Annotated in this window: 16 protein-coding genes and 1 tRNA gene; 7 read left to right on the top strand and 10 right to left on the bottom strand. The window is 29.4% G+C overall.

Annotated elements, in window-relative coordinates; translation table 11 throughout:
* Positions 1-148 precede the first annotated feature (148 nt).
* Positions 149-1,297 carry a histidine decarboxylase gene (locus ACMFBB_RS08640; RefSeq protein ID WP_435264005.1) on the top strand — a complete coding sequence of 383 codons (1,149 nt, stop codon included), beginning with the start codon at positions 149-151 and terminating at the stop codon, positions 1,295-1,297.
* A 93-nt stretch (positions 1,298-1,390) separates the two neighbouring features.
* A complete protein-coding gene (locus ACMFBB_RS08645; protein ID WP_435264006.1) occupies positions 1,391-1,837 on the top strand; it encodes a KTSC domain-containing protein in 447 nt (148 codons plus the stop codon).
* A gap of 69 nt (positions 1,838-1,906) precedes the next feature.
* On the opposite strand, the gene ACMFBB_RS08650 is transcribed toward ACMFBB_RS08645, so the two are convergent.
* From ACMFBB_RS08650 to trxB, 5 genes are all read right to left on the bottom strand, one after another.
* The gene (locus ACMFBB_RS08650; RefSeq protein WP_435264007.1) at positions 1,907-2,731 is read right to left on the bottom strand and encodes a DUF4097 family beta strand repeat-containing protein; all 825 of its coding nucleotides are present in this window, start codon (positions 2,729-2,731) and stop codon (positions 1,907-1,909) included.
* 3 nt (positions 2,732-2,734) lie between these two features.
* A complete protein-coding gene (locus tag ACMFBB_RS08655; protein WP_435264008.1) occupies positions 2,735-3,649 on the bottom strand; it encodes a DUF4097 family beta strand repeat-containing protein in 915 nt (304 codons plus the stop codon).
* Positions 3,650-3,741: 92 nt separating this feature from the next.
* Complete coding sequence (locus ACMFBB_RS08660) at positions 3,742-4,533, bottom strand: hypothetical protein (protein WP_435264009.1); 792 nt, start codon at positions 4,531-4,533, stop codon at positions 3,742-3,744.
* Between the two features lies 1 nt (position 4,534).
* A complete protein-coding gene (locus ACMFBB_RS08665) occupies positions 4,535-5,086 on the bottom strand; it encodes an RNA polymerase sigma factor (RefSeq protein WP_435264010.1) in 552 nt (183 codons plus the stop codon).
* A gap of 184 nt (positions 5,087-5,270) precedes the next feature.
* Positions 5,271-6,209: a thioredoxin-disulfide reductase gene (gene trxB, locus ACMFBB_RS08670; protein ID WP_435264011.1), complete on the bottom strand. Its 939-nt coding sequence runs from the start codon at positions 6,207-6,209 to the stop codon at positions 5,271-5,273.
* 166 nt (positions 6,210-6,375) lie between these two features.
* Between trxB and ACMFBB_RS08675 the strand changes: the two genes are divergently transcribed.
* Positions 6,376-6,450: transfer RNA gene (locus ACMFBB_RS08675), tRNA-Pro, on the top strand.
* 162 nt (positions 6,451-6,612) lie between these two features.
* Here ACMFBB_RS08675 and ACMFBB_RS08680 read toward each other — a convergent pair.
* From ACMFBB_RS08680 to ACMFBB_RS08695, 4 genes are read right to left on the bottom strand one after another with little or no spacing between them, the layout of a single operon-like run.
* Positions 6,613-9,348, bottom strand: coding sequence for an insulinase family protein (locus ACMFBB_RS08680; RefSeq protein WP_435264012.1), 2,736 nt, complete (start codon positions 9,346-9,348; stop codon positions 6,613-6,615).
* Positions 9,349-9,390: 42 nt separating this feature from the next.
* Positions 9,391-10,638: a DUF4929 family protein gene (locus ACMFBB_RS08685; protein ID WP_435264013.1), complete on the bottom strand. Its 1,248-nt coding sequence runs from the start codon at positions 10,636-10,638 to the stop codon at positions 9,391-9,393.
* A gap of 26 nt (positions 10,639-10,664) precedes the next feature.
* Positions 10,665-12,038 (bottom strand): RagB/SusD family nutrient uptake outer membrane protein, encoded by a 1,374-nt coding sequence (locus ACMFBB_RS08690; protein WP_435264014.1) that lies wholly within the window; start codon positions 12,036-12,038, stop codon positions 10,665-10,667.
* 18 nt (positions 12,039-12,056) lie between these two features.
* Positions 12,057-15,149, bottom strand: coding sequence for a SusC/RagA family TonB-linked outer membrane protein (locus ACMFBB_RS08695; protein ID WP_435264015.1), 3,093 nt, complete (start codon positions 15,147-15,149; stop codon positions 12,057-12,059).
* A 400-nt stretch (positions 15,150-15,549) separates the two neighbouring features.
* Here ACMFBB_RS08695 and ACMFBB_RS08700 point away from each other — a divergent pair, with 400 nt between their 5' ends.
* The 4 genes from ACMFBB_RS08700 to ACMFBB_RS08715 are packed head-to-tail and all read left to right on the top strand — an operon-like array spanning position 15,550 to position 17,319.
* Positions 15,550-16,161 (top strand): DUF4230 domain-containing protein, encoded by a 612-nt coding sequence (locus ACMFBB_RS08700; RefSeq protein ID WP_435264016.1) that lies wholly within the window; start codon positions 15,550-15,552, stop codon positions 16,159-16,161.
* Positions 16,154-16,423: a hypothetical protein gene (locus ACMFBB_RS08705; protein WP_435264017.1), complete on the top strand. Its 270-nt coding sequence runs from the start codon at positions 16,154-16,156 to the stop codon at positions 16,421-16,423. Before ACMFBB_RS08700 ends, ACMFBB_RS08705 begins: the two co-directional genes overlap by 8 nt.
* Positions 16,401-16,766 carry an MmcQ/YjbR family DNA-binding protein gene (locus ACMFBB_RS08710; RefSeq protein WP_435264018.1) on the top strand — a complete coding sequence of 122 codons (366 nt, stop codon included), beginning with the start codon at positions 16,401-16,403 and terminating at the stop codon, positions 16,764-16,766. Before ACMFBB_RS08705 ends, ACMFBB_RS08710 begins: the two co-directional genes overlap by 23 nt.
* A gap of 4 nt (positions 16,767-16,770) precedes the next feature.
* Positions 16,771-17,319, top strand: a complete 549-nt coding sequence (locus ACMFBB_RS08715; RefSeq protein WP_435264019.1) for a 5-formyltetrahydrofolate cyclo-ligase — start codon at positions 16,771-16,773, stop codon at positions 17,317-17,319.
* Between the two features lie 54 nt (positions 17,320-17,373).
* On the opposite strand, the gene rho is transcribed toward ACMFBB_RS08715, so the two are convergent.
* Entirely contained in the window at positions 17,374-19,104 is a 1,731-nt protein-coding gene (gene rho, locus ACMFBB_RS08720) for a transcription termination factor Rho (RefSeq protein WP_435264020.1), read from the bottom strand.
* Between the last annotated feature and the right edge of the window lie 69 nt (positions 19,105-19,173).

The following is a 19,173-nucleotide window of genomic DNA, read 5'->3' on the forward strand; positions in this document are numbered from 1 at the left end:
CTTTTCTAAATCTAATAATTCCAAACCTCTTCAAAAGTAACAATAATCTTTAAAAACAGTTAAAAAAGATTTATTTTCTTAATTAACCTTTTAACTAGATTAAAGTTCTAATAAATAATAGATTTGCATATAAATAAAATTAATAATCATGAAAGCTACTGCCCCACAACAAGAACGTCTTAACCAGCTTTTAGAGAAAATTACTAAAGCTAGAGATACTTTTTTAGGCTATCCAGTGTCTAAAGATTTTGATTATTCAGAACTTTATGAGTTTTTAAAATATCCTATTAATAATCTTGGCGATCCATTTGAAAATAGTACTTACAAAGTACAAACTCATGAAATCGAGCGAGAAGTTGTTAATTTTTTCGCGAAACTATTTAGAGCTAATCCAAAAGATTATTGGGGGTATGTTACAAACGGAGGATCAGAAAGTAACTTATATGGTTTGTACATAGCAAGAGAAATGTACCCAAAAGCGATGGTATACTATTCTGAATCAACACATTACAGTGTTAAAAAAAATATTCATTTATTAAATATTCCAAGTATTGTAATTCGCTCACAAGAAAATGGTGAAATAGATTACAATGATTTAGAAGAAACATTAAAATTTAATAGACATAAACCTGCAATTGTTTTAACCACCTATGGTACTACAATGAAAGAAGCAAAAGATGATGTTTCTAAAGTAAAAGGTATCTTAAAAAAGCTAGCCATTCAGGATCATTATATCCATTGTGATGGGGCATTAGCTGGTTCGTTTGGGGCTTTTGTTGAACCAAAAATCCCTTTTGATTTTATGGACGGTGCTGATAGCATTTCAATTAGTGGTCATAAATTTATAGGCTCACCAATTCCTGCAGGCGTTATTGTTACCAGACGCTCTTTACGTGATCGTGTTTCTAAAGGTATCTCTTACATTGGATCTTTAGATACAACTATTACGGGTTCAAGAAACGGACACAGTCCTTTATTTCTATGGTATGCAATAAATAAACTTGGAGTAAAAGGTTTAAGAGCTAGATATCAACACAGCTTAGAAGTTGCTAAATACTGTAATCAAGAATTACTTAAAATTGGTATTAATGCATGGAGAAACCCTGGAGCTATAACCGTTGTTCTTCCTAAAATGCCTACTATAATTAAAGAAAAATGGCAACTCGCTACAGAAGATGATATTACACATATAATTTGTATGCCCAATGTTACTAAAGATCAAATAGATCATTTTATAGAAGATGTAGCCTCTTCATTAAATGAAAAAGAAGAAGAAGAAGAGCTTGCTTATTTTTAATAACTAAACTTATTTTGCACAAACAATAAAAAAACGCATCATAATTTATTTAATACCAGTATTTTTGCACGCAATTCTGAAAACAGAACAATCATGAAGCGAATTAAAGAATATAAGAAGTTATTTAAAGTAGAAGGAGCTATTAACTTGAAAGAATTAAAAACTACCTATAGAGGGCTAGTTAAAGAATGGCACCCTGATAAATTTCAAGATGAAGATAAAAAGGAGGAAGCAGGTGAAATGAGTACTAAAATAATTGATGCTTATCATTTTTTAGTAAGTATTGCTCCTGAAACCAAAGAAGCTAACTTAGAAGCTTATAACACCACCATTACAGAATATCAAGTAGCCGATTACCAACACAAAAGCATGCGCTTAGAAGTTACTTTTACCGACGGAAACACCTATGAATATTTTGGTGTTAACCGTGTGCTTTTTGGTAAATTTATAAATGCCAGATCTATAAACAACTTTGGAAGAAGAAATATTTTTAATTCTTTTTTGTATAGAAAATCTATGAAAGCTTCAGTTACCGCTTAATTTTTACAGAACAAAAAAAGAGATTGCTGTGTAGCAATCTCTTTTTCTGTATACAACTTTAATAGTAAGCTAGTTAGACCTAATAATAACATCTCCATTAAAGTTTTTAAACAAAAACTCAGGTCGTCCTCCATTAATAGATCCTTTAATCCACTTTTCAACTTTTACACGGTACGCATTTCCTCGCTTAGAGTTTCCTTTAGTAACTTTTGCTTTAGATGATTTCGGTTTTAAATCAAAATCGGTATAAATTTCACCTCTATCTGATTTTACTTTTATATCTGCTTTAATAGTTTTAGGAAAGGTAACATCTATATCTCCATTTAAACTACTAAATGCCATTACTGCAGTGGGCGTAACTTTCAAAAAATTAACTACGATATCTTTGTTTAAAGCATCTGCACTTACAGAACCACTAATGTCTTTTAATGTAATTTTTCCGTTCACATTACTAATATCCATAGTTCCATTTACATTTTCTACTAAAATCTCCCCCCTATTTATGGTTGATATTTTTAATGAAAAATTCTTAGGTACTTGAATTTCAAAATCGGTCGTTCCTGTTGGTACACTATGTATTCGTACTACATTATCAAATTCTTCTGCACTAAACTCTAAAGAAGTATTAGATATTCTTTTTAACCCCTTTTTAGATTTTTTTCCAGTATTTCTATATCCATCGCCTATAATATCTTCCCTTTTAATCCCTTTTATTATAACCTCTTCACCAGACGTTCCTTTTACGGTAATTGCCCCATTAATAATACCCATTTTTAAAGTTCCTGGTTTACTAGGGTTTGTTAATGGTACCCTGACCGTTTCTTGAGCTAACACATTAACAGCTATTAAAAAAAACGTACTCACAAGGGTTAATCTTATTTTTTTTGTATTCATCTTTTATTTTTTTACGATTGCGTCTCCGTTTAATTGATTAAAATGTAAATGCACATTCCCTTTTCCTATTTTAAAATGCGAATTTGAATCTATTTTATATTTTACTTTTTTTCTTTTACTATTTTTTATTTTATTAATTTTAGTAAGTGTTTTTTCAACATCAAAATTGGTAAAGAATTTTCCATTAAGAGTTTTATAACTAATAGTTGCATTTAGATTATTCTTAAATTTTATTGTAATATCTCCATTTAAAGAACGATACCAACTCTCTTCTTTAGGATTATTTGCATACGTTATGTCTATATTTTTATTCAATGCATTTACATCGGTTTTCCCTGATACATTCTTCAAACTAATTGCTCCATTAATATTATGTGCAATCAATAATTTTCCATGTACATTTTCTACAGTTATATCACCTTTATTAATTGCTTTTAAATCTACACTTGTCTTTTTAGGTATTTTTATTTTAAAATTTAGTACGTACTTATACATCCTCTTAGTTCTATGCTTATAGCTTCGTCTATTATTAAAATTAAATTCTCTATACTCAAAATTACCAATTTCAATATCAAAGTGAGAATAAGGAGAATCTAAATGCACATAAATTGCATTTCCTCTTTTAGACGATTTAATCCCTATTTCAGTTTCCCCTTTTTTTAAATCTTCTTCATTATCAGCATACACTGTTCTAGTAGCTTCAATCAGAACAGTAGACCCATTATGCCCTTCTACATCGATAGATCCGTATACATTATCTACAACCAATATATTTTCTATCGAAGCGGTTGTAAATTGTAATTCTTTTTTTAAAGTCTGCGTACTTTTAAACTTTTTATTACTTCTTTGTTTTTGTCCTAACATTGCGGATGTAAAACATAAAGTGACAGCTATTGTAATTAATTTTAAAAATTTCATATTTATTCGTTTTTTGATGAATGACTTTGGGTATTTCTGTAAAAAGCTTGCCTAGGATATGCCATCTACATCAATCTTATAAATATTTTGTACTAAATAATTTGTTGGATACTTTCTTTCATTTTTTCTTTTGCACTTTCGTTGACACCTTCTTTTTCTATCAATTTTTTAAATGACTTTACGGCTTTCTTCTCTTGTAAAACCACCATTAAATCAGCCAAAGCTATTTGTACTAAAGGTGCTTTTTGAAGTGAAATTGAAGCTATTAATCCTTCTCTTACTATTGGTATTTCAGTATAATTACCTAATGCTTCAACAGCAGAAAGTCTTACATTTACATTTGTGTCATTATTTAGTGTAGAGAACAATGCTTTTATTATAGTTCCTGTTACCGAGCCCATTTTATTAACCTCATTTACAGCTTGTAACCTTTTATTTGCTGATGATTGCTCTAACAGTGCTAATACTAGTTGCGAGCGAACATTTTCTGTTTCTTTTTGTGCATATTTTATCGTTTCTTCTGAAATTCCTGAAGTATCAGTCATTTGTTTCCCTATAAAAAAACCTGAAACTAAAATTACCAATGTATATGCTAGTTGTTTTATTAAACTACCGAATAAAAAAGCTTCTAGTCTTTTCAAAAATGACATATTTTGTTTTGAGTTTTCTTGAGAATTTAACATAGTATAGAATTTCACATCCATTGCTGTACTGGGCTCTGGAGTAGATTCTTCTATACTCCAAAATGACTTCATCTGATCAAATTCTTCACTATATTGAGGATTCATTTTAAGAAAGCTCTCAAATTCATGCTTTTTAACTTCAGATAGGTTTTCTGACAAATAATCTATAATCGTATTTTTATATTCTTTATAATCCATCATCTTATCTTTTTTCTAAGGTTAAATAAACTTCTCTTAATTCTTGTAAAGCTCTATGAACTTTTGTTCTAGCTGCTCCTTCAGTACATCCCATTATTTGTCCTACCTCTTTATATTTTAATTCTTTAAACTTACTTAATGTTAAAAACTCTCTTTTTTCATCAGATAATAATTGCATTGCCTTTTTTAGTATAGTTGTATTTTCTGACGTTTCAATATCTTTCTGAATGTCATCATAACCGTTTAATGTATAATCAACTTCTTCTATATTTTTATGTTGGTGTTTTTTGATTTTTTTAAAATTATCATAATTTACATTTCTTGCTATTTGAAATATCCAGGTGATGAACATACTTTCCTCTGTATATGTATGCTTATATTTTAACACTCTAATGAATACATTTTGCACTAAATCTTCACTTAAACTGGCGTCTTTGTTCATTTGATAAAAAAAGCCAAATAATCGTCTTTTATACCTCTCATATAACAATCCGAGCTTATGGTTTTCACCATTTTTCACCCTAATCATCAATGAATTATCTGATAATGTTTCCAAGTTTTAATTGTATTAGTTGATTTTTCAAACTGATAAACTCTATTATTTTTAAAACGTTACAAATTAATTATTTTTTCTACGTATTAATCTATTTTTAAAGCTATAAAATCTTTCTAATTTGAAAATATCACAAAAAAAAGAGATTGCTTTACAGCAATCTCTTTTAATATATTATGTAAAAAGACTATTCTAAAGCACCTAAATAACGCTCAGCATCTAAAGCAGCCATACAACCAGTACCTGCAGCAGTTACCGCTTGTCTGTATTCTTTATCTTGAACATCTCCAGCAGCAAATACTCCTGGCATGTTAGTTTTTGTTGATTTTCCTTCTGTAATTAAATATCCAGTATCATCCATGTCTAACACACCTTTAAAAATACCTGTATTAGGCTTGTGACCTATTGCTATAAACACTCCTGTAACAGAAATATCAGTTTTATCCCCAGTTTGATTATTTACAGCTCTTACACCTTCAACAACATTATCACCTAAAACCTCATCAATTTCTGTATTGTATAAAACAGTTATATTTTCTGTTTTATTTACACGGTGCTGCATTGCTTTAGAGGCTCTCATATAATCTTTACGAACTAAAACAGTAACCTTATTACAAATATTAGCTAAATATGTTGCTTCTTCTGCTGCAGTATCTCCAGCACCTACAACTACAACATCCTGTCCTTTATAAAAGAATCCATCACAAGTTGCACAGGCAGAAACTCCACCTCCAATTAAACGTTGTTCACTCTCTAAACCTAAATATTTAGCGGTAGCTCCAGTAGAAATAATTACAGTTTCAGCTTCAATATTGGTAGTTTCATCTACAACAACTTTATGAAGCCCTCCTTCTTTATCAGAAAACTCTACGCTTGTTGCCATACCAAAACGAACTTCAGTTCCGAATCTTTCAGCTTGACTTTTTAAATCTTCCATCATTGCAGTTCCGTCAGTACCATTAGGATATCCAGGAAAATTATCAACTTCAGTAGTCGTGGTTAATTGCCCTCCCATTTGCATACCTGTATACATTACTGGTTTCATGTCTGCTCTAGCAGCATAAATTGCGGCTGTGTATCCTGCTGGTCCAGAACCAATGATTAAACATTTTATTTTTTCTGCCATATCTATGTATTATTTAGTAACTACAAATGTAGTAGTTTTTTGTTTTTTATCCTCTTAGGATTATATATTTTGATTATAAGTCGATAAAGAATAAAAATATTACATTTTTACCTATTTTTTATTTGTTGTTTACTTTTTTTTTATACATTTGCAGTCCGAAATTATTCGGGGTGTAGCGTAGCCCGGTCATCGCGCCTCGTTTGGGACGAGGAGGTCGCAGGTTCGAATCCTGCCACCCCGACTATATCAAATTAAAAACCTTGTAAACTTTACAAGGTTTTTTTTATAAAATACACTTATAACTTTTGTGTAAAACTTGATCCTAATCTTACACAAAGCTAAAACTATTATGAAAACTTCATAATATCACATCAGGTAACTCTTTTAAAAAACACAACACTTTTTAATCTATTACTGTGTTTTTTCTACTTTCCTCAAAAGTTTTCTTTAAAAAATCTTGAATCTCTTCAGGAGTTATACTATTTAATATTTCTTCATAAAAACTTAACTCTTTAACTGTTATGTGTTCTGATATACTTTTATGCAAGCTAAAACCCCAAGTATAGGTACTTTTACTATTCACAATAGTATTGTATTGTAATCTTAATTGCTGTTTATAACCTTCCAATTTAGTAGCATTCAATGGCTTTTTTGTTATGGATATTAATACTTCTTTTAATTTATTTTTTGAAACTTCAAGAACCTTCGAGCTACATTTCCAACTTATTTTTAAAACGGCTTTATTGTTTAAAATATTTTTTTCAATACTTACCCTCGGAGTATACACAAACCCTAAACTTTCTCTTAATAAATGAGTTACTTTATCACGTAGCATACGTTCACTTAAAGAGAGTAGTAAATTATTTTTTAAGCTTGGCATGTAAGGTAAATAGTATACTTGGGTAATATTAGCAATTTTTGAGTGTTGTTTGGAATAAATATAAGTACTATCTGTATTTTTTATTTTAAACAATTGCTTGTTTAAAATAGGCTTAGGTTTTCTTTTTAAATTTCCAAAATACGTATCGAGTAAAGTAATTATTTCTTGAGAATCAAAATTTCCAGTTATAACAAAGTTCCAATCATTTGCATAAGAAAAACAGTTGTCATACCAAGCTTTCATTTCATAAATATTTAACTTTTTAAATTCTGATAAAATACTAGCTCCTTTCCTATTAGGATAATACACACCAGATAATTCTGCTACTTTAAAATCAGATTCTAAAGTAAAAGGGTTATCAAATTTAGTTGATAAACTTTTAATTTCATCGGCAATAATTGCTTCAAACTCTTTTTTATTAGCACGAGCAGCTGTCATTTTTAAGTATAAATATTTAAAAAAATGATGAATTTCCTTTTTTGCTGAGAAACCATAAATAACCCTACTATCTTCAGTTATAATTTGAGAAACACCCATATTTTTATCTTCTAAAAAACTTTCCAATTCTTTATCGTCTAATTCACCTACACCCCCTAAATCCATATACGAAATTGCTGATTCTAATCGATAATAAAGACTGTCTGGAACACTTGAAATTCCTCCATTGGCATATCCTAGTATACGAATATCGTCAGTAGATGTGCTTATTGGTTTAACATATACTTTAATACCATTTTTATACACCAATTCTGAAACCCCCAACTTATCATATTTATTTTTTATAACCGGTTTCTTAGGCCCTAAAATACCAGTGTTTAACGTATATTTATTTTTCTCCTTCTTTATATTTTTTTGAAGCTCTTTGTATTTGTAATCTTTTAATGATTTCTTTTCTATGCTTTTTAAAATATTTTCTACCGCTCTTATTGTTATATTATTTTTTGTTTCTAGATTTTTTTCTAAATAAATTCTTTTTCTAGATAACTTCCAAAGCTGTGTAGCACATCTCTTTATTAATTTATTTGTTATCCTTTCTTTATCAATTTCCCCCTCTTCCTTAATAGACAATTGACTGTCCATCCAGTTAGTTGCATAATAATTATTACTTTTAGTTGTAGATGTATTTAAAGTATTTTTTTTAGTTAAATATTTTCTTAGTTCCTCTTTAGATATTCCGTAAATTGCCAATCTCTTAAGCTCAATAATTACTTTATTCAGTATTTCAAGAGGATTAGCCGTTAAATTACATTCTATAGACGTATAATAAACATCAGCTAAAAAATGACTACCACGAACTCTTACAGAAGTTTTTGGAGTAAAAATACTATCTAGCCTTTTTGAGAGAACATTAGTTATTATACGTTTCGCTTTTGCTTCTTTTATTGTTTTTGCCCAGTGTTTTTCTGCAAGATTAATAATAAGTTTTGGTTTCTTATTTTCTTTTATTGAACGAAATACCACTGTATCCTTCAATACCCCAAAAAAGTCTTTTGACAAAAGCTCTTTATTCGTGTTTTTTATTTTTGAGAATGTTTTTTTAACTAGGTTTTCAGTTTTTCTTGCAGATAAATTACCTATTACAAACAAACTAGCAGCATGAGGTTGGTACCATTTTTTATAGAAAGCCTTTAATTTTAAAGGGGTAATTTCTAATATACTTTTTTTAGTACCAATAGCCAACCTATGTAAGTACTTTGATTCTCCTAATTTAAATAAAAATAAAGAATCAATTTTTGGCGCAGCTTCTTTTTCAGCCAAAACAATTTTTTTCTGTATTTTAATTACTTTCTCTTTTAAAGATAAATCATTTAAGATGTCAGCAAAAAAGCGGAGTATTTTTTCTTGAGTTTCCTCCGAAATTGTTTTCGGAAAATTAATCTCATATAAGGTATAATTATAATTTGTAGTTGCATTAAAATTTACCCCTATTTGCAAGCCTTGAGATTTTAAAAACTCAATAAAAGAATCATTTTTAAAACGCTTACCACCATTAAAAGCCATGTGCTCTAGAAAATGAGCATACCCTAATTGATAATCAGTTTCATTTATTGAACCCGTTTTAACTAAAAAATAAAAAAGTGTTTCATTAGCTTCTGGATTTTCCTGAATGCTAAACTCTATTCCATTTTTTAATTTACCACGCACAACTAACGTTGTGTCTTTTTGTTGAAAAGCATAAGTTTTAAGACTATTAACAAATAAAAAGATGAGCACTCCTATAAAAAAGAATTGCTTAATTAATTGAATAGAAGTGCTCATTGTAAAAATATAAAATTAGTAATACCTTTTATTTTAACCCTTTTACTTTGGTAGAGTAAAATTAACAGTTACAATATCGTATGAGCCTGAGTTTTCGTGATCTGTATTGAACTTAAAGTTCATTTCTGTTTCATTATAAGAACTTGTAGGTGCCACCCAGTCACCTTCATACCAATCATCAGCTATAATAGTACTATAACCAATGTAAAAATTTGGATGAACAGATCCTCCTGTTATTATATGCTCTTTTAAAGGTGCATTTCCTTTTGACAATTCAGCTAGCTCATCCCAAAGTGGAAATTCATACTGGAAATCTACAGCCGCCAAAGTTTTAGTTAAATCAGGGTCTAAAAAATCTGAACCAATTTCATACGTATTATTCTCATCTACAAACTTAACAACTCCTCCTGCTTTGAATTCTAAGTTATCTACTTTCACATTAAATGTATATTCCTTATTTTTCCATTTTTCAACACGCTGATCACCTAAAGCCTTTAAAACTTCTTTAACAGCTGGTGGAAAATTAGGATCAGTCTGTCCGTACCAATCAGTAGTATTTAAAATGGTTTCATTTCTAAATACATATTGTAAATATTCCGATAATCCAAAAGCATTTTGAGACATAACCAATAAAGGTTTATCTTTTGTAGCATGTTCACTTAATGTAATGTAAGTAACTCCTGAGTAAGTTAAGGTTTGAGATGTCTCAAAAGGAGCAAACCCTCCATTAGGAGCTGTTACTACTTCTACTTTTACTGGAATTTTACCAATCCACATAGAAATATCTATTCCTTGCGATTGATAATGCTTAATTAGTTTTTGTTGTTCTGGTGTTAAAGGAGTTATCCCTTCTTCTGCTTTAACTGTTACAACATAATCGTCAGCCAAGTATAATTTATTAGTTATTCCTTCATAATCCTTAATCATAAAAGTCAAATTTAAATTATCTTTCAGCACATTCTCAGCATCTGTTTTTTTAGTAGCGTTAACTGTTAAAATTCCTTTCGCTGTATTTTTAGGAATAGTTACAGAATTTATACTTAATAGTGAAGGATACGCTATTAATTTATCTAAATCAAAATTTATGATAATATCTTGATTAAATGTTTTATTTAGTACTACATCATAAGTAAAAGTCGCTGCATCTCCTTCTACTACTTCAGTTGACCCTTTATTTATTAGTGTTACACTTACATCACCTGTAAAAACAGGTATGGCATCATCTTCATTACAAGATGTTAATAATGTACTTGCTATAAGTACAAATAATAGTGATTTTAAAATTCTCATGATTATTTATTTAATATTGCTTCTATTTAATTCCAATTGGGATTTTGTTGATCTTTAATCGCTTTATTATCAGATAATTCTATTTGAGGAATAGGTAACAACCATCTATAATCATCGGGTGTTATAGTAAATAAATGGCTATTATCAGTATCATTTACCCTAGATAAGCTTAATTGATTTTGTTTTAAATCAAAATACCGGTTGCCTTCTCCTAAGAATTCTTTTTGTTTTTCCTTTAAAAGGTCACTAAAAAAACTTTCACCTGAACTAGTTATCAAAGTAGTTTCTCTTATTGTTAAAAGTTTATTTATAACCTCTTTTGCTTTTTGTTCATTTTTTAGTGCAACTAAACTTTGAGCCTTTATAAAATAAAACTCAGCTGTTCGTATCATTACAACTGGAGTTATATTCTTTTCTATCAAATTATTTCTATACTTATTCAAGAAATTAACTTTGATAATAGTATTATTAAGCAATCTAAAATCTTTAGGAATAAAACTATTTGATAAACGAGTATCGTTTGTACTATATGTTATATTAAAATTCACATAATATTCATCATTATTCTCAGTATCATCATAAATTGAACTGTAATAAAAACTCTTTCTTTCAAATGCTAATAAAGCTTCATTATTATTAAAAGGCGACAACCAAACTGTATTTAACTCCTCTTTTTGTAAAGGGTATTTATTAATTAACTCAGTACATAAATCAATAGCTTCCTGATACTTCTGCCAATTAAAATATAATTTCGCTAATAAAGCTTTCGCACTATTTTTTGAAAAACGTACATTAGTGGTATTCTCATCAGGAAATAAACTAATAGCTTCTAGCAATAGTTTTTCAATGGCTTTAAAACTTTCTTCCAATGTGCTTCGTGGTAATTCATCTGAAGCTATTTTATCTTTTAATACGATACCAAAATCATTCTTTGTAGTTTGAGAATAATTTTTACAATACAATTGTGCTAACTCAAAATAAGCATATGCTTTTAAACAAAGTGTTTGTGCTTTAATATAACGAAGTTCTCTAGTTTCATTTTCTGTATTTGAAATAATAGAAGGCAATACCCTTAATAAAACGTTTGATTTTGTATTTAAACTATAATACTCACTCCATAGTCCATTAGACAAAAACACTAATTCTTTAGGACTCCATTTATATAAATTGTAATCAGATAAGTTATCATCTATAGTATGATTAGGATACAAATCATCTCCTAACTTAGAAAAAGTTATCCTATCAACTGGGAATTCATTATAAATACCCGACAAACTTTCATTAGCAGTTGCTACATTATCAATGGCATCTAACCCCGTAATTTGATCTTCTACAGGTAAATCTAAACTACACCCAATACATACTATTACTAATAGCACAAAATAAATTATTCTTTTCATTATTAATTTTATTATACCTTAAAAAGTAATATTTGTTCCCACTGTTAAAATAGGTTGCGCAGACCCTTGTAAATTAGCAGATTCAGGATCTCCTCCTCCAAAATTTGTCCATGTATACACATTACTAAGCTGGGCATACATACCCCAATTTTTAATAAGTCCATTACTCATTTTCTGTAACATTTGACTGCTAAAATTATATCGTAGCATTAAATTATTAACCCTAACAAAATCTGTACTACTAATATTTTTTGTGTTTGCAATACTATTTGTTGCTGAAAAATTATTGGTACTTGAATATAATGTTGGGTATATTTTATCAACGTCTCCTACTTCAAACCAAGTTTGATTTAGCTGACCAGCAATTAAATTTTTATTTGCATCTTCAACATCATACACTCTTGTTCTATTTGTATGTACCGATTTTCCACCAAAACTGTAATACAAATCAACACTCAATTGCCAATTTTTATATTTCAAATTATGAAACCAACCTCCAGTATAAGGAGGTGTTGATTTTCCTAATACTATAAAATCTTCTTTATTGGGTTTTTCTTTTACGCCATCAAAACTACTACCATTTGCACGCTGAAATAAAGGATGCCCATCTGCTGGATTTACACCTAAATACACTAAACCATAAATTATATCTGAGGGCTTTCCTTCTTGATAATCAGGATATGAATAAAATTCTTTTGGAGTTACATTTAATGTTGTTCCTTCATATAAATCTACCACCCTATTTCTATTATATGAAAAGGTTAGTGAAGTATTCCAATAAAAATCTTCATTACGTATCGGTGTAGTATTTAAAGTTAATTCTACTCCTTGATTATCCATAACACCAACATTTTTTAATTGTTGAGTAAAACCATTGGTAGGCGGTATAGAAACTGTAAGTAGCATATCTTTTGTTCTTCTATGATACACTTCTGTTGTCAAATTAAATGCATTAAACAACCGCAAATCCATTCCAATATTTATTGAAGTATTTTCTTCTGGACGTAAATTTTTATTGAATAAACTTAATAATGAGAATTCACGAATACCCAAATAACTATTTGAAAAATAACTAAAAGTAGGAACAGCTTGAGATGGAGTAATACCTGATAAACTGGCTGTAACACCATAACTAGCTCTAAATTTTAATTTATTTAACCAAGCACTGTCTTTTAAAAAACTTTCATTACTTAATGTGTAACCAATACCAGTTGCCCAAAAAGTGTTCCACCGTTTATCACTTGGTAATAATGACGAACCATCTCTTTTATAACTCGCGTAAATATCAACTTTATTATTCCACTCATACAAAGCCGAGAAACCCAAACCTAACGTTGCTTCTTGCGTTTTAGATGACGATGTTTTTGAACTTTTACTCCCAGTTAAATCATTATTGATTCCTGCTCCTGAAAGTAACTTACTTGGTAAACCATAGCCATTAATTCCTATAAAATCATTTAAATTTTTATAATAATCAATGTTAGCACTTAAAGAAATTAAATGTTTTTGAAAACCAATACTATAATTTAAACGTGTATTGGTGTTTATATTCGTATTAATTCTTTTTATTTTTGTAGCACTTCCTCTTTCTTCAATTGCTATTCCACTATTTATTTCAGAGAATGCTGTAGGCGGAACTATAGATAATGCCTCTGACACCACATAATCTACCCCCACAATAGTCGCTAAATTTAATCCTTTAGTCAATTTAGCAGTTATATTCGCCGAAAAATTAAAGCGTTTATCTGTTGAACTTTTACTATACTGGTTAACTAACTCTTTAAAAGTATACCCACGATATGAAATTAACTTTCCTGATTTTTTTTGTTCATAAGGGTTAAGCTCGTATATTAAATTGGCTGGTGAGTAACTAGATCCATGTGGAGTGCTACTTTCAGACATTCCAAAACCTGCGTTAAACATTGAGTATATATTTTTTGACACATTATATTCGTAGTTTAACCTTCCTGTAAACCGATTCATTGTATTACCATCAAACTTCCCTCCGTGTTTTGAAAAATTCCCTGAAACATAAAACTTGCTGGAATCATTCCCTCCTCTTGTACTTAAATTATAAGATTGATATGTACTTATTCTAGTTAATTCATCAAACCAATTTGTGTTAATCTTTTTAATAGAATCTAGTTTTCGTTTTCCATCTAGCACCAATTGTTCAATATTAGAAGCTCCATTAAATGTTTTCCTTATATACTCTTCAGACAAATAATAACCGGGAGTTGTCCTATTTTTTGATAAACGCTCAAAAGCTAACTTCTCTTCTGTACCCATCATAATTTTACTAGGTTTTCCTTTAAAAGTAACTCCTTGCTGTAACGAAAAGGCATACTGTGTTTCTCCATTTACACCTCTTTTACTTGTTATTTCAATAATACCATTTGAAGCCTTAACCCCATATAAAGCATTAGCTGTCGCATCTTTTAAAACTTTAATCTCTTCAATATCATTTACATTTAAAGTTGCAAAAGCTTCGGCTGAAATTATTTGACCGTCTAAAACAAATAATGGTTGATTTGCCTTATTATCTAAAAACTCACGCTCTTCATTCGTTAACTTGTTATTTACGGCTGTCTTTATTGGTAATGTAGAAGTTCCTCTAATTCTAATTTTTAAAGGCCTTCCTACTTCTCCACTCCCTTTAATTGTTAAACCAGCTACCTGTCCTTGCAAAGGTTGCAGAGCATTTAATGTAGGTCTATTAATAATTTTCTTTGACTTAATTGAAGTTATAGCCCCAGTTGCTTTTCGTAAGTCTATATCATTAATATTTTTTTTTGCAATAACTTCCACCTCTTTTAACAACTCTGACTGAGGTTTCAATGTTACTAGTATTAGTTTATCCTCTTCTAAAACATTTAAAGTTCTAGTTTCATACCCCAAATAACTAAAAACCAATTCTGTTCCAACTTTTGCTCTTATATAAAAACCTCCATTAAAATCAGTAGTAACACCCGTTTTTTTATCGTTATTAATTATAGTTACCCCCAAAAGTGGCTCTTTTGTATAAGAGTCAATTACTTTACCTTTTATTAAACTTTGTGCACTAATATTAACTACTAAAAAAACTAGTGCGAAAAAAGCTACCTTACTCATTTATTTAGATTAAATAAAAATAATATGCAAATATATTACATGACCTATTTTTAAAACAACAAAAATTAAACTTTAACACTTGTATTTGTTTAAATTTAATATAAAAGGGTCTTTTTTAAACTTATTATAAAAATCAATAAATATGTTTACTTTATCGTTAACAAAGGGACTGATGGTTTTAAAACTACTACTATAGTATTTGGCATAAAATTCCCTAATCTAGTATTGGTTTGAATGAATAACAATAAAGAAGATTATTTCTGTAGTTAAAAAAATAGCTCCTTAAACTACTTTTCAATCAATTTTAATCAAAGTTAGTTTGTAAAAAAGCTAACCTTGATTCTTTTTTAACTAATAACATAACCACAAACATCTCCTCTTTTTTTGTAACTTCGTATTTATGGAATTACTTTTTTTAGGTTTAGCTGGAGGAGCCATCGCTTCTTATTTTATTTTTCAAAAATTTGCATTAAGTAGCAAAAAAAACTTAACACAAAAGCAATCAGTTGTATTACTAGATAAAATTAAAAAAGTTTCCAAGTTAATTACCGTAGAAGGAGAATTCGCAGAAATTTATCATCATGAAAACTCCCAAGAAAAATTTCTAGGTCTTTTTACTAGTAAAAAGAAAGCAATTATTTTAATTAATGCCAAAGTGCTTATAGGTTTCGATTTTAGAAAAATTAAAATGAACGCTGACACTAAAAACAAAACAATACTTTTATCAGAATTCCCCTTGCCTGAAATTTTTTCAATAGAACCTTCTATTCGTTTTTATGACATTCAAAATGGCTTATTAAACAAATTTAGTTCTGATGATTTAACCAAGGTTAATGCTGAAGCTAAAGATCATATTTCTCAAAAAGTACCAGAAAGCAACCTAATGCAAACTGCTAATAGAGAAGCCTTAGAAGCCATTATGCTAATGAATAGCTTGGTAGAAACCATTGGCTGGAAATTAGACTACTCTTCATTGGAACTTCCTAACGAAAAAATTACATTAATTGATTAACAATATTTCAAATCCAAATAAAAAAATATTTTTAATAATAGTAACAATTTTAGCTTTTACTGCTTATTACTTGATTGAAACTTCAAAACAACTAGTAAATTGGCAGATAAAAATTGACAATTCAGATATTTCTGACGGTTTTGCTTTGTTTATGACTATCAACTTAATCAAATACTTTTTACTTATTTTTGGAATAATATCTACAATCTTTTTAATTGTTACTATTTTAAAAAACAAATATGAACATAGAACAACTGCATAATTACTGTAATTCAAAAAAAGGAGTAACGGAACACTTTCCTTTTGATCAAGTTACTTTAGTGTTTAAAGTTATGGGTAAAATGTTTGCCTTAATTGGTTTAGATAAGTGGGAAAATGGAGACCCTAAAATAAACTTAAAATGTAATCCTGAATGGAGTGAAGAATTACGTGCTGAATATGATAGTATAAACCCAGGGTTCCATATGAATAAAAAACATTGGAACACTGTTATTTTAAACAATGATGTGTCTGATAATTTTGCCTTTGAATTGATTGACCATTCATATAACTTAGTAGTTAAAGGACTTACAAAAAAATTAAAAACTGAATTAGATACCTTATAGTACTATGAAGAAAAACGAACTAAGGGTTCAATACAAACAAAAAAGAAAAGATTTAACTAATTCTCAAAAAAAAGAATTAGAGCTAAACATTTACCAACAAGTTTTTAATTTAGAGGTAAAAAACATTAAGAATATTCATTTATTTTTATCAATGAAAAAGTTTAATGAAATTGACACCACACCAATCATAAAATTTTTTAAAGGTCTTGATAAAAAAATAATTGTGAGTAAATGTAATTTTCATGACGATTCTTTAACTCATTATTTATTAGATAAAAACACGATACTCGAACTTAATAAGTTTGGAGTTCCTGAACCTGTTAATGCTAAAGAAATTAATGTAAAAGAAATTGACTTAGTATTTGTTCCTCTATTAATTTCTGACATGAAAAAATACAGAGTTGGCTACGGTAAAGGATTTTATGACCGCTTTTTAGCAACCTGTAAAAAAGAAGTAAAAACAATAGGTATCAATTTTTTTAAACCAATTGATAGCATTGACGATCTAAATAAATATGATATCCCTCTAGATAAAGTTATATATCCTCAATAAAAAAATCCTGCATACAGCAGGATTTTTAAATATAGTATAGTTTATTTCTATAAATTACCCATTCATAGAAATTAAAAACTCATCATTATTTAGTGATGTTTTAATACGTTGCTGAATAAACTCCATTGCTTCAATAGGATTCATATCAGCTAAATATTTACGTAACACCCACATACGCTTTACTGTTTTTTCATCTAACAATAAATCATCTCTACGTGTACTTGACTTTATTAAATCAATTGCAGGATAAATTCTACGGTTAGAAATATTACGATCTAACTGAAGTTCCATATTACCAGTACCTTTAAACTCTTCAAAGATAACTTCGTCCATTTTAGATCCAGTTTCAGTAAGTGCAGTAGCAATAATAGTTAAAGAACCACCATTTTCTATGTTACGTGCCGCTCCAAAGAAACGTTTTGGCTTATGTAATGCATTAGCATCAATACCTCCTGATAATATTTTACCTGAAGCTGGTGCTACCGTATTATAAGCTCTTGCTAAACGCGTAATAGAATCTAATAAAATTACTACATCATGCCCACACTCAACTAAACGTTTTGCCTTTTCTAAAACTATATTAGCAACTCGTACATGCTTATCAGCTGGCTCATCAAAAGTAGAAGCTACAACTTCTCCACGCACATTACGTTTCATATCAGTAACCTCCTCAGGACGCTCATCAATTAACAAAACTATTTGATAAACCTCTGGATGATTGGCAGCAATAGCATTCGCAACATCTTTTAACAACATTGTTTTACCTGTTTTGGGTTGCGCAACGATCATACCACGCTGTCCTTTACCTATTGGTGAAAACAAATCAATAATTCTTGTTGAAAGTGAACTTCCTCTTTCTGCTAAATTAAATTTTTCATTTGCAAAAAGGGGTGTTAAATGCTCAAATGAAACTCTATCACGAACAATATTTGGACTTAACCCATTTATTTTTGAAACTCTAATTAAAGGAAAATATTTCTCTCCTTCTTTTGGAGGGCGAACATTCCCTAAAACAGTATCTCCTGTTTTTAATCCAAATAATTTTATTTGTGACTGAGACACGTAAATATCATCAGGTGATGATAAATAATTATAATCAGACGAACGTAAAAAACCGTATCCGTCTGGCATCATTTCTAATACACCTTCACTTTCAATAATTCCATCAAACTCAAAATCAGGGTCACGGTATTTATTACCGCTCTTATGATGATTTTTGTTGTTATTATTTTTGTTCTGGTGATGCTTATTATTATTGTTTTTATTCTGAGGATTTCGTTGAGGCCTATTACTTTGAGGGTGCTGTGGTTTCCTATCATCAGTTCGTTTAACCTCTTCGTTTTTGGTTCTCTCCCTTGGTTTTGAAGCTTCTTTACCTCTATTAGCAGTAGCTTTTGGTTTTGCAGCTTCCTTATTCACTGTTTTGTCAACAGTTACTTCTTTCTTCTCAACTGCAACTTCTTTTACAGGAGCACTTTCCGCCTTAGGAGCCTTATCAACTTTTTTAGGAGCAACTTGTTCTTCTTGCTTATTCACAACAACTTCCTCTTTTTTCTCTTTAGAAACTGTTGTGTTTTTAGTTATCCTTTTTCTTTTAGGCTTTTCTTTTGGTGCTTCCTTTTTTGCCGGCTTTTCTTCTTTACTAGTAGCTTCAGCCTGAGCATCCAAAATTTTGTAAACTAAATCTAACTTTTTTAACTGACTAGTTTTAGTCAACCCAATTTTTTTGGCCACTTCTTGTAAATCAGTAAGTTTCTTAGCTTTTAATTCCGAAATCTCGAACATTCGTTAAAATATTTGGTTAAAATTCTCTCACTATATATCAGTTAAAGAATTTAAAATTTATTGTTTGTT

Source organism: Tenacibaculum sp. nBUS_03 (genome assembly GCF_051201695.1).
Lineage (GTDB): Bacteria > Bacteroidota > Bacteroidia > Flavobacteriales > Flavobacteriaceae > Polaribacter.

Coding starts and splice junctions, on each gene's coding strand:
- ACMFBB_RS08700 (WP_435264016.1), top strand. CDS start 15,550: ATGGAATTACTTTTTTTAGGTTTAGCTGGAGGAGCCATCGCTTCTTAT.
- rho (WP_435264020.1), bottom strand. CDS start 19,104: ATGTTCGAGATTTCGGAATTAAAAGCTAAGAAACTTACTGATTTACAA.
- ACMFBB_RS08690 (WP_435264014.1), bottom strand. CDS start 12,038: ATGAAAAGAATAATTTATTTTGTGCTATTAGTAATAGTATGTATTGGG.
- ACMFBB_RS08650 (WP_435264007.1), bottom strand. CDS start 2,731: ATGAATACAAAAAAAATAAGATTAACCCTTGTGAGTACGTTTTTTTTA.
- ACMFBB_RS08710 (WP_435264018.1), top strand. CDS start 16,401: ATGAACATAGAACAACTGCATAATTACTGTAATTCAAAAAAAGGAGTA.
- trxB (WP_435264011.1), bottom strand. CDS start 6,209: ATGGCAGAAAAAATAAAATGTTTAATCATTGGTTCTGGACCAGCAGGA.
- ACMFBB_RS08680 (WP_435264012.1), bottom strand. CDS start 9,348: ATGAGCACTTCTATTCAATTAATTAAGCAATTCTTTTTTATAGGAGTG.
- ACMFBB_RS08715 (WP_435264019.1), top strand. CDS start 16,771: ATGAAGAAAAACGAACTAAGGGTTCAATACAAACAAAAAAGAAAAGAT.
- ACMFBB_RS08655 (WP_435264008.1), bottom strand. CDS start 3,649: ATGAAATTTTTAAAATTAATTACAATAGCTGTCACTTTATGTTTTACA.
- ACMFBB_RS08685 (WP_435264013.1), bottom strand. CDS start 10,638: ATGAGAATTTTAAAATCACTATTATTTGTACTTATAGCAAGTACATTA.
- ACMFBB_RS08660 (WP_435264009.1), bottom strand. CDS start 4,533: ATGATGGATTATAAAGAATATAAAAATACGATTATAGATTATTTGTCA.
- ACMFBB_RS08695 (WP_435264015.1), bottom strand. CDS start 15,149: ATGAGTAAGGTAGCTTTTTTCGCACTAGTTTTTTTAGTAGTTAATATT.
- ACMFBB_RS08640 (WP_435264005.1), top strand. CDS start 149: ATGAAAGCTACTGCCCCACAACAAGAACGTCTTAACCAGCTTTTAGAG.
- ACMFBB_RS08645 (WP_435264006.1), top strand. CDS start 1,391: ATGAAGCGAATTAAAGAATATAAGAAGTTATTTAAAGTAGAAGGAGCT.